At 73.0% G+C, this 10,552-nt stretch carries 8 protein-coding genes; 4 read left to right on the top strand and 4 right to left on the bottom strand.

Going from position 1 to position 10,552, the window contains the following annotated elements; genetic code table 11:
* Nucleotides 1-66: 66 nt before the first annotated feature.
* Nucleotides 67-1,467, bottom strand: coding sequence for an MFS transporter (locus tag IEY20_RS15505; protein ID WP_229728103.1), 1,401 nt, complete (start codon nt 1,465-1,467; stop codon nt 67-69).
* Between the two features lie 147 nt (nt 1,468-1,614).
* Here IEY20_RS15505 and IEY20_RS15500 point away from each other — a divergent pair, with 147 nt between their 5' ends.
* Nucleotides 1,615-2,736, top strand: coding sequence for a LacI family DNA-binding transcriptional regulator (locus IEY20_RS15500; RefSeq protein ID WP_175327516.1), 1,122 nt, complete (start codon nt 1,615-1,617; stop codon nt 2,734-2,736).
* Nucleotides 2,737-2,854: 118 nt separating this feature from the next.
* Here the strand turns inward: IEY20_RS15500 and IEY20_RS15495 are convergent, their stop codons facing one another.
* Nucleotides 2,855-4,171 carry an MATE family efflux transporter gene (locus tag IEY20_RS15495; protein WP_175327517.1) on the bottom strand — a complete coding sequence of 439 codons (1,317 nt, stop codon included), beginning with the start codon at nt 4,169-4,171 and terminating at the stop codon, nt 2,855-2,857.
* A gap of 32 nt (nt 4,172-4,203) precedes the next feature.
* On the opposite strand from IEY20_RS15495, the gene IEY20_RS15490 reads away from it, so the two are divergent.
* Nucleotides 4,204-4,866: a GAP family protein gene (locus IEY20_RS15490; protein ID WP_022902963.1), complete on the top strand. Its 663-nt coding sequence runs from the start codon at nt 4,204-4,206 to the stop codon at nt 4,864-4,866.
* 103 nt (nt 4,867-4,969) lie between these two features.
* On the opposite strand, the gene IEY20_RS15485 is transcribed toward IEY20_RS15490, so the two are convergent.
* Entirely contained in the window at nt 4,970-6,307 is a 1,338-nt protein-coding gene (locus tag IEY20_RS15485; RefSeq protein WP_022902962.1) for a uracil-xanthine permease family protein, read from the bottom strand.
* A gap of 121 nt (nt 6,308-6,428) precedes the next feature.
* On the opposite strand from IEY20_RS15485, the gene IEY20_RS15480 reads away from it, so the two are divergent.
* Both IEY20_RS15480 and IEY20_RS15475 read left to right on the top strand, forming a co-directional pair.
* Nucleotides 6,429-8,393 carry a M13 family metallopeptidase gene (locus tag IEY20_RS15480; RefSeq protein WP_175327518.1) on the top strand — a complete coding sequence of 655 codons (1,965 nt, stop codon included), beginning with the start codon at nt 6,429-6,431 and terminating at the stop codon, nt 8,391-8,393.
* Complete coding sequence (locus tag IEY20_RS15475) at nt 8,393-9,355, top strand: serine hydrolase (protein WP_175327519.1); 963 nt, start codon at nt 8,393-8,395, stop codon at nt 9,353-9,355. Before IEY20_RS15480 ends, IEY20_RS15475 begins: the two co-directional genes overlap by 1 nt.
* Nucleotides 9,356-9,469: 114 nt before the next feature.
* Here the strand turns inward: IEY20_RS15475 and IEY20_RS15470 are convergent, their stop codons facing one another.
* Nucleotides 9,470-10,285, bottom strand: coding sequence for a phosphotransferase family protein (locus IEY20_RS15470; RefSeq protein WP_175327520.1), 816 nt, complete (start codon nt 10,283-10,285; stop codon nt 9,470-9,472).
* Nucleotides 10,286-10,552 lie beyond the last annotated feature (267 nt).

Raw genomic sequence — 10,552 nt, 5'->3', positions numbered from 1 at the left:
GTGGGCCGAGAGTCGCCCCGCGTAGTCGACGGAGCAGCGGGCGATGACGAGACGCACCCGGCGATCCTAACGGTCGGCGCGTGCCCCGGTCGTGTCGGCGCCGGACCGGTCGGTCGACGCGGCGGTGTCGGCGCCGGCGCGGTCGGTCGACGCGGCCTGGAGGCGCGGTGCGGCCCCGCCGTCCGTCATCGCGTCCTGCGGGCGGTCGCCACCACGGCCGGTGTCGGCCGCACGGCCCCGTCGTCGCCGCAGCGTCTCGGCGGCTGCGCCGGTCTCGCGGGCTGCGCCCGACGCGAGCCCGGCGCCGATGATGAAGACGAACACCACGAGCAGGGCACCGAGCAGGCCGATGTGTTCGCCGAGGAACCCGATGAGCGGCGGTCCGGCGAGGAACGCCACGTAGCCGATCGTCGCGACGGCGCTGACCTTGAGCGCGGCCGAACGTGGGTCGTCCGCCGCGGCCGACATGCCCATCGGGAAGCCGAGGCTCGCACCGAGTCCCCACAGCACGACGCCCACGATCGCGATCGGGATGACGTCCACGAAGATGAGCAACCCGAGGCCCACCACGGCGACGGCGGCGCTGACCCGGAGGACGGGGACGCGGCCGAACCGGTCGATGAGCGGACTGCCGGCGATCCGGCCGGCGGTCATCGCCGCGAGGAACACGGTGAGCACGGCGGACCCGGCCGCGTTGTCGAGGCCGTGCCCGTCGATCATGGCGAGCGGCAGCCAGTCGTTGGCGGAGCCCTCGGCCAGCGCCATGCCGAGCACGATGACGCCGATGAGCAGGGTCGACGGCTGTGCCCACACCTGCCAGCGGGTGAGCTGCACGGGGGTCGGGCTGGTCGCGGTGCTCTGGTGCTCCTCGTACCGGTGCTCGTCGCCGAAGCGGGCGGCGGCCGCGAGCATCACCAGGCAGGTCACGACCCCGAGGACCGCGAAGTGCAGGACGACCGGGACCTCGAGGGCCTCGGTGAGCGCGCCGATCCCGGCACCCGCGAGGGTCCCGACGCTGAACGCGGCGTGGAACATCGGCATGATCGTGCGGCCGCCGGCCTTCTCGGCGGCGGCGCCGGAGACGTTCATCGAGACGTCGACCAGGCCGTTGCCGAAGCCGAACGCGACGAGGCCGACCCAGATCGCGGCGAAACCCCACCCGAACGTGACGGCGAACCCGGCGAAGACGATCCCCGCGGCCAGGCAGAACGCGGCGACCTGCACCCCGCGCCGGGCACCGACCTTGGCGACGATGTGCCCGGCGAAGGTGAGCCCGCCGATCGAGCCGACCGCCATCCCGAGCACGAGCAGCCCCATCTCGAACGTGCTCGCGCCGAGGGAGTCGCGGACGCTCGGGATGCGGCCGAGCCAGGTCGCGATCGCGAGGCCCGACATGGTGAAGGCCACGAACACCGCGGTGATCCAGCCCCGGGTGGTCGGGACGGTGCGGGCGGACGTCGTCGTCATGCTGCTCTTCCGGTTCTGCGTGTCGGTTCTCGGTGACGGTGCTGCGCGTCGGTCTTGCGCGTCGGTTTTGCGCGTCGGGCGCGTTCTCGCGTGTCGGGCGAGCGGTCGAATCGATTCGACCGCGGGTGACAGTTACGCTAACGGGCGATGGACGAACCGGCAACCGCCAACGGCGCGGCGCGACCCGACACGGGGAGCCGTGCCGCACGCCCGACCCTCGCCGCGGTCGCGCGGGCCGCAGGGGTCGCGCCCTCGACCGCCTCACTCGCCTTCAGCGGGGCCGGCCCGGTCTCCGAGGAGGCCCGTACGCGCGTGCTCGCCGCCGCCGCGGAACTCGGCTACGGCGGTCCCGACCCGCGTGCACGGTCCCTCCGCCGCGGTCGGTCCGGGGTCATCGGGGTCGTCATGGACGAACGGCTCAGCGACGCCTTCCGGGACCCCGTGAACGTCCTGACGCTCGACGGCATCGCCGAGGTCGCGGGCGAGGCCGGCACCTCCCTGCTCCTCGTCCGGAGCCCGCTCGACGACGCCGGGCTCGTCGGACCGCTCGTGGACGCCCCGGTGGACGCGGTCGTGCTCATCGGGTGCAACGTCCGGATCGACCCCGCGGTCGCCGTGCTCCGTCGACGGAACATCCCGGTGGTCGCGATCGAGGCGGACGAGATCGAGGGCGCCGTGCCCGTCCAGCTCGACAACCGCGAGGCCTCACGGCGCGCAGCCGCGTTCCTCCGCGACCTCGGGCACACCGCGGTCGCGGTCGTCACGCTCCCGCTCGACGGCACGCACCAGCGCGGTCCGGTCAGCGCCGAGCGCGAGGCCGCGGGCATCGCGCACACCTCGCTCGAACGACTCCGCGGCGTCCGGGGCGTCTACCCGTCCGCGCCGGCCTGGGAGGCGGCGGGCAGCTCGGTCGAGGAGGGCCGGATCGTCGGCGCCGCGCTCTTCGCTGCCGACGCTCCGCGACCCACGGCCGTGGTGGTGCAGAGCGACGTGCTCGCCGTCGGGGTGATCTCGGCCGCGTTCGACGCCGGGCTGCGCGTGCCGGAGGACGTCAGCGTCGTGGGGTTCGACGGCATCCCGGTCGACGACAGCCTGTTCCACCGCACGCCGATCCGGCAGCTGACCACGCTCGTGCAGCCCTTCGTGCAGAAGGGGCAGGCGGCGGCCCGGGCGGCGATCGCCATGCTCGAGGGTGCTCCGGCGCAGCCCGCGGCCTTCCGGTCCGAGCTGCGCATCGGCGACACGACGGCGCCGCCGCCCGCGCGCTGACGCGGTCGCGCCGCCCGCGCCCCGAGTCTCGTGCTGAGCGACAGTTCTCGCGGCTGATCGCGCGAGAACTGTCGCCCACGCCGAGTCTCGCGCCCGCCTGGACGAGTCTTGCGCCCGCTCAGCGCGCCAGCGCCGCCGCGATCCAGCCGCGCCGGTGCGCCCGCACACCGAGCGTCACCGCCCGCACCCCGATGTACCCGAGGGCGAAGGCCGACCACAGCCCCGTGAGGGTCCCGCCCGCCCACCACAGCAGCGGCAGGTACACGACCAGGTTCACGCCGCCCGCCATCGCCAGGTACCGTGCGTCCCCCGCGCCGATGAGCACGCCGTCGAGCACGAACACGTACCCGGCGACCGGCATCCCCACCGCGACGATGAGCAGGACCACGGGCAGCGCGTCCTGCACCGCCGACGCGTCGGAGAACACCGGACCGAGCACCCGGCTCACCGACGCCGTCACCAGCCCGAGGAGCACCCCGCCCGCGATCCCGAGCAGCACCAGCCGACGCGTCACCAACCGCACCCGATCGGGGTCCCGCGCCCCGAGCCCGTGTCCGACGAGCGCCTGACCGGCGATCGCGAGGGCGTCGAGCGCGAACGCGAGCGTGGAGAACACCGTCAGCCCGACCTGCGTGGTGGCGAGCCCGGTCGTCCCGAGCCCGGCGGCGACCGACACGGTGGCGAGCATCGCGACCCGGAGTGACGCCGTCCGGAGGAACAACCACGCACCCGATCGCAGTGCGCGTGCGACGCCCGAGGCACCCGGTCGCAACGGCGCTCCCGCCGCCCGCGCTGCCCGCACGGCGATCACCACGTAGACCGCCGCCATCGCCCACTGCACCAGGACCGTTCCCGCCGCCGACCCTTCGACGCCCCAGCCGGCACCGTAGATGAGCACCGCGTTGAGGAGCCCGTTCGCGACGAAGCCGACGGTGGCGACGACGAGCGGGGTCCGCGTGTCCTGGAGCCCACGGAGCAGCCCGGTCGAGGCCGTGACCACGAGGATCCCCGGCAACCCGACCAGGGAGAGCGTCAGGTACGCGGTCGCCGCCCTCGAGACGTCCTCGGAAGCGCCGAACGCGTCGACGAGCGGCGCGGCGAGCGGCCACCCGACGAGCGCGAGCACGACCCCGAGCACGAGCGCCAGCCACATGCCGTCGATGCCCGCGTGCACCGCACCCCGTCGGTCACCGGCTCCGAGGGCCCGCGCGACGGCCGGAGTCGTCGAGTACGCGAGGAAGACGAGCAACCCGGTGACGGTCTGGAGGACGGCGCTCGCGATGCCGACGGCGGCGAGCGGCGTCTGCCCGAGATGCCCGACGAGCGCGGTGTCCGTGAGCAGGAAGAGCGGCTCGACCACGAGTGCCCCGAGCGCGGGGACGGCGAGGCGGACGATGTCCCGGTCGACGCGGCGGGTCTCGGAGCCGTGGGTCACCGGTCCATTCTGGCGGCGGTATCCTCCGGGCTGTGGACGCCCTCGCGCTCGTGCCGGCGGCCGTCGGCATCGCGCTGAGTCCGTTGCCGGCGGCCTCGGTCGTCTTCCTGCTCGGCCACCGGCGTGGTCCAGGGTCCGCGGTCGGACTCGCCGCGGGGTGGACGGCGACCATCGCGGTCGGCCTCGCCGTCGCGGTGCTGCTCGGCGAGCGTCTGCCTCCGGAGACGTCGGGCGGCACGACGGTCGAGGCCGTGATCGCACTCTGCGCCGCGGTCCTGCTGTTCGCGCTCGCGGTGTGGCAGTGGGTACGACGTCGACTCCCGGACGGGTCACCTGCGAGCTCGCGGTGGGCCGACCGCGTGGATGCGATCGGCAGCGCGCACGCCGTCGGGCTCGGTGCCCTCCTGACCGTCAACCCGAAGGTCGTCGTGCTCGTGCTGTCGGCGGGCCTCGTCTTCGGCGAGGCAGACCCCGCTGCTGGCTGGACCGTCCTCGCCGGCGTGTGCTTCGTCCTCGTCGCGGCGCTCCCCACGGTGCTCCCGATCGGGATCGCGGTGGCGCTCGGCCGTCGCGCGCAGCCCGTGCTGGACACGCTCCGCGAGTGGATCGCCCGCTGGGGATCGCTCTCGCTCGTGGTCGTGCTCGTGGTGCTCGGCGCCGTCCAGCTCGTGACGGGGCTGGCCGGCCTGCGCTGACGGTGCGGCACCGCGCCGGCCGGGAGGCGCCTGGCGGGCCCGCACCGCGCCTCCAGGCCGTCACCTGGAGCGTCCCGCGCGCCGGGACCCCGAGGACCGTCGTTCAATCGGCGCGCGGTTCCGCGGGGACCGCCGCGGTCGCGGCGTGCGCAGCGTCCGACGCTGCGGGCGTCGCCGGATCGGTGCCCCGCGCCCGACCGATGAGGTCCATGACGTGGAACACGACGATCGCCGCGACCGTGCCGACGATGATCCCGCCGAAGGTGGCGCTGCCGAAGGAGAACGTGAAGTCGGCGATGCCCATGATGAGCGCGATGCCGGCGGTGAGCTGGTTCTTCGGCTTCGCGAAGTCGACGCGGTTCTCGACCCAGATGCGGATGCCGATGATCCCGATCAGGCCGTAGAGCGCCGTGGTCGCTCCGCCCAGCACCCCGGCCGGGACGGACGAGATGATCGCGCCGATCCTCGGCGAGAGCCCGAGCAGGACCGCGACGATCGCTGCGACCCAGTAGGCGGCGGTCGAGAAGACCCGCGTGGCAGCCATGACGCCGATGTTCTCGCCGTAGGTCGTCGTGGCGGAGCCGCCGCCCACACCGGCGAGCACGGTCGAGATGCCGTCGGCGAAGAGCGCGCGACCGGTGAGCGGGGTGAGGTCACGGCCGGTGAGCTGCCCGACGCCCTTCACGTGGCCGACGTTCTCGGCGACGAGCGCGAGCACGACCGGCACGAAGCCGAGGTAGATCGCGAGCTGACCCGCGTCGAACGCCGGCGCGGTGAACGTCGGCAGGCCGACCCACGGCGCCGCAGCGACCTTCGAGAAGTCGACCTCGCCCGCGAGGACGGCGGCGACGTACCCGACGACGACGCCGATGACGATCGAGAGCCGCCCGATGAGCCCCTTGAAGAGGACGGTCACGAGGATGATCGTGAGCAGGGTGATCAGCGCGACCGCCGGCGCCTTGACGAAGTTGTCGCGGGCGGCGGGCGCGAGGTTGAACCCGATGAGCGCGACGATCGCACCGGACACCACCGGCGGCATCACCCGGTCGATCCACCCAGCACCGGCCAGGTGCACGACGAGCCCGACGACGGCGAGCAGCGCTCCGACGACGATGATCCCGGACAGGGCGAGCGGGATGCCGCCGATCTTCGTCGCTGCGCCGATCGGGGCGAGGAACGCGAACGACGAGCCGAGGTAGCTCGGCAGCCGGTTCCCGGTGATGAGCAGGAACAGGATCGTCCCGATGCCGCTGAACAGCAGGGTGGTCGACGGCGGGAAGCCCGTGATGAGCGGGACCAGGAAGGTCGCGCCGAACATCGCCACGACGTGTTGGACACCGAGGCCGACCGTCCGCCCCCAACCCAGGCGCTCGTCGGGGGCCACGATCGTCGTCGCGGAGACGGTCCGGCCGTCACCGTGCAGCTTCCAAGGGAGTCCCATGCCGGAAACGGTAGTGGCACCGGGACTCGCATGACGAGGCCCGGGCCCGACCTGTGGACGACCGCGAGGCCGTCCACAGGTCGGCGACGGCACCCGGGCAACGGTGGCTATCGTGGACGCCATGACCGACGTCGCAAGCACTTCCGGCATCCACACCGACGAGCTCGACGCAGGTGTGCGCCCCCAGGACGACCTGTACCGCCACGTCAACGGCACGTGGGTCGCCGCCACACCGATCCCGGACGACAAGGCGCGGTACGGCGCGTTCACGATCCTCGCGGAAGAGGCCGAACTCGCCGTCCGGGACATCGTCGAGCGGTCCCAGCAGGCCGCGCCGGGCACGGAGGAGCGCAAGGTCGGGGACCTCTACACCGCGTTCACGGACGAGGAGCGCCTCGAGGCGCTCGGCACCGGGCCCATCGAGCCGCTGCTCGCGGAGATCGACACCATCGACTCGGTCGAGGACGTCCTCCGCTCGGTCGGACGCTTCGAACGCCTCGGTCTGCCGGGCTTCCTGCAGCTCTTCGTCGACAACGACCCGGGTGACCCGGAGTCCTACGTCGTCTTCCTCGAGCAGAGCGGCCTCGGGCTGCCCGACGAGTCCTACTACCGCGAGGACCGCTTCGCCGACATCCGGACGAAGTACCGCGAGTTCGTCGCCGCCATGTTCCCCCTCGCCGGGTTCGACGATGCCGGCGCCCGCACCGACGACGTCATCGGGCTCGAGACCGCGCTCGCGGCGCAGCACTGGGACAACGTCACGACCAGGGACAGCCAGAAGACCTACAACAAGCTGCCCTGGTCCGAGGTCGCCGCGCTCGCCGAGGGCATCGACCTCCGCGCCTGGTGGGAGGCCATCGACGCCCCGGCCGGTGCGTTCGAGACCGTCGTGGTCCGCGAGCCCTCCTTCATCACCGGCCTGGCCGCGCTCCTGGTCGCCGAGCCGATCGAGGCGTGGAGGAACTGGCTCCGCTGGCAGGTCGTCCGTGGATCGGCCGCGTACCTGACGAGCGCGTTCTCCGCGACGAACTTCTCGTTCTACGGCACTGCGCTCACCGGTGCGCCGAAGCAGCGCGAGCGCTGGAAGCGTGGCGTCTCCCTGGTCGAGGGTGCGATGGGCGAGGCCGTCGGGCGCATCTACGTGCAGGAGCACTTCGACGAGACCTCGAAGGCGACGATGGACGAACTCGTGGCGAACCTCGTGGAGGCCTACCGGCAGAGCGTCACCGGCCTCGACTGGATGACCGACGAGACCCGGGCCCGCGCGCTCGACAAGCTCGACAAGTTCACGCCGAAGATCGGCTACCCGGTGCGGTGGCGCGACTACTCGGCGCTCCAGGTCTCCGCGGACGACCTCATCGGCAACGTCCGGGCCGTCGCGAGCTTCCAGGTCGACCGCGAGCTCGGCAAGATCGGCAAGCCGATCGACCGCGACGAGTGGTTCATGACGCCACAGACGATCAACGCCTACTACAACCCGGGCTTCAACGAGATCGTCTTCCCGGCCGCGATCCTGCAGTTCCCGTTCTTCGACGCCCAGCGCGACCCTGCCGCCAACTACGGCGCGATCGGTGCCGTCATCGGCCACGAGATCGGGCACGGCTTCGACGACCAGGGTTCGCAGTACGACGGGGACGGTCGCCTGGAGAACTGGTGGACCGAGGCCGACCGTGCCGCGTTCGAGGAGCGCACGAAGGCCCTCATCGCGCAGTACGACGCGCTCGTGCCCACCGAGGTGCCCGACGGTCACGTCAACGGCGCACTCACGATCGGCGAGAACATCGGTGACCTCGGCGGTCTGTCGATCGCGTGGAAGGCGTACCTGCTGTCCCTCGACGGTCAGGAGCCTCCGGTCGTCGACGGGCTCAGCGGCGCCGAGCGCTTCTTCCTGAGCTGGGCCCAGGCCTGGCGGATGGCGATCCGTCCGGAGGAGGCCGCACGCCTGCTCAGCATCGACCCGCACTCCCCGAACGAGTTCCGCTGCAACCAGGTCGTGCGGAACATCGACGGCTTCTACGACACGTTCGGCGTGACGGAGGGCGACTCGATGTACCTCGACCCGGCCGAGCGCGTCGCGATCTGGTGATGGCCGAGCCGGACGCGGCTCTGCCGTCCCGGCGTCGCCGTCAGGACCGGAGCGGCGTCGGCGGTGCGGGCGACCGCCCGCGCGGCGGCGGTCGCGACCACGGGCGCCACCGCGGCGGTGCGGACGACCGGTTCGGAGCCACCCTGGAGGCACTGGGCGGCCTGGCCAGGGACGGTGCGGCGGTCAGCGCCTCCGTCATCGACACGTCGTCCGGCAAGGCGCTGCTCGCGGTCGACGACACCCTCGTGCAGCCGGTCGCGAGCCTCGGGCGGGTGCTGCTGCTCATCGAGGTGGCGGCGCAACTCGAGGACGGTGGCCTGCACGGCGACCGCCTGCAGCGGATGGCCCGGGACACCGCCACCGGTGCCGGACTGTGGCAGTTCCTGCAGGAGTCGACCATGCAGGTGTCCGACCTCGCGACCCTGGTCGGTGCCACCGCAGACGCGTGGGCGATGAACGCGCTGCTGTCGACCGTCGGCATCGACGCCGTCCGGGAGCGTGCGGAGTCCCTCGGCATCGAGCGGACGGCCCTCATCGACCGCGTGCGGGACCGACGGGGTCCGGACGACGCCCCGGATGCCTCCGTGGCGGCGACCGGGGAGCTCAGCTGGCTGTTCCGCGGGCTCGCGCTCGGCGAGGTCGTCGACGAGGCCGTCTCGAACCGGGTCCTCGGGTGGCTGTCCCTGTCGAGCGACCTGTCCCTGGTGGCGGGGTCCTTCGCGCTGGACCCCTTGGCCCACCGCTCGCTCGACCACGGGCTGCAGGTGGTCTCGGTCACCGGCTCGTCGCTCGGCGTCCGGGCCGAGGCGGGCATCCTGCGCGGACCGGCGTCGTCGGTGAGCTACGCCGTCACGGTGACCTTCGACGACGCCACGCTCCAGCGGCGCCTCGCCGTGGTGGACGCCCTGCGGACCATGGGCACCGAGGTGCTCGAGGCCGTGCACCAGCCCGCGCGCCGCTGACCGCCCGGCGCGCCGTTGATCGTCCAGCGCGCTGCTGACCAGCCCGCGCGCCGCTGACCAGCCCGCGCGGCCACGGCCGGGCGCGCGCCGCTGCCCGTGCCGCGAGACCCCCGCTCAGCCGAGCAGCAGCCGCACCCACGCGTCGAAGCGCTGCCGGATGACCCGCGCCGTCACGTCCGGCCGCCCGATGCCCGCGTAGTTCGGCTCCCAGGTCTCCACGTAGGGGTCTGCCCGTGCGGCCGCGAGCACGTCCCACGCCCACACGTCGCCCACCCGCACACCGGAGTGCTCCTCGTACGCAGCGAGGAACCGGTCGGCGGCGTCCGGCGCACCGAGCAGCACGAGGTCCTGCCGGCACCACGCGACGTCGACCCCGCGTGGGGCGGACACCGCGCCGGACCAGTCCACGATCCCGGTCAGCCGGTCGCCCTGCCACACCGCGTTGCCGGTCCAGAAGTCACCGTGCGTGAGGACGCGTCGCTGGTCGGTCGTCGGCCACGCGCCGGCGGCAGCAGGTGCGAGCCGCCCGGCGGCGCGGTTCGGTGCCCGCCCCTCGTCGGGCAGTCCGACGGGGTCGAGCGCGTGGACCCGGGCGAGTGCGGCACCGAGTGCGGCCGCGGCGGCGTCGAGGTCGAGGTTCGCCGGCGGGGTCGTCCCGGGCATCGCGGTCGTGACGATCGTCGGGACGCCGGCGACGGTGCCGTGGGCGAGCAGCCGCGGTGCGAGGTCACCGAGCGGTCCGAGCCGTTCGAGGACCGCGGTCTCCCGGTCGACGGCGTCGTCACCGCGGGGGAACGTCCGGACGACCACGGGCCGGTCGTCGTCGTCCGCGAGCGCCGTCCGCGCGTGTTGACCGCCGGACAGCGCCCGGATGAGCCGCAGCGGTCGGCCGAGGAGGACGCTCCCGGCGTCGACGGTCCCGTGGTCCACCAGTGGAGCGTACTGAGCGTGTTTGTCACGGAACGGTAACGGCACTGACTTCACCCAAACCAGTTCGGCACGGGTGCCGAATCCCCTGCACAGACCGGGAACCACCCGGAGCGCTCACCAGCCGCAGCTGCTGGTTCTCTCCACCCGTCATCGGGTGGGTTCGGCGCGCCATCGAACGCCGCGCCGAGCGCGACACAGCAAAGGAACTCATCATGCGCAAGAGCCTGAAGACCACGATCACCCTCGCCACGACCGGCGCGCTCGTCC

It is taken from the genome of Curtobacterium luteum, assembly GCF_014646995.1.
GTDB classification, from domain to species: Bacteria; Actinomycetota; Actinomycetes; order Actinomycetales; family Microbacteriaceae; genus Curtobacterium; species Curtobacterium luteum.
This window is presented reverse-complemented; position numbering and strand designations above follow the sequence as displayed.

Bases quoted from the DNA above. Each gene is read 5' to 3' on its own strand.
- IEY20_RS15505 (WP_229728103.1), bottom strand. From the start codon at position 1,467: ATGACGACGACGTCCGCCCGCACCGTCCCGACCACCCGGGGCTGGATC.
- IEY20_RS15485 (WP_022902962.1), bottom strand. From the start codon at position 6,307: ATGGGACTCCCTTGGAAGCTGCACGGTGACGGCCGGACCGTCTCCGCG.
- IEY20_RS15480 (WP_175327518.1), top strand. From the start codon at position 6,429: ATGACCGACGTCGCAAGCACTTCCGGCATCCACACCGACGAGCTCGAC.
- IEY20_RS15475 (WP_175327519.1), top strand. From the start codon at position 8,393: ATGGCCGAGCCGGACGCGGCTCTGCCGTCCCGGCGTCGCCGTCAGGAC.
- IEY20_RS15500 (WP_175327516.1), top strand. From the start codon at position 1,615: ATGGACGAACCGGCAACCGCCAACGGCGCGGCGCGACCCGACACGGGG.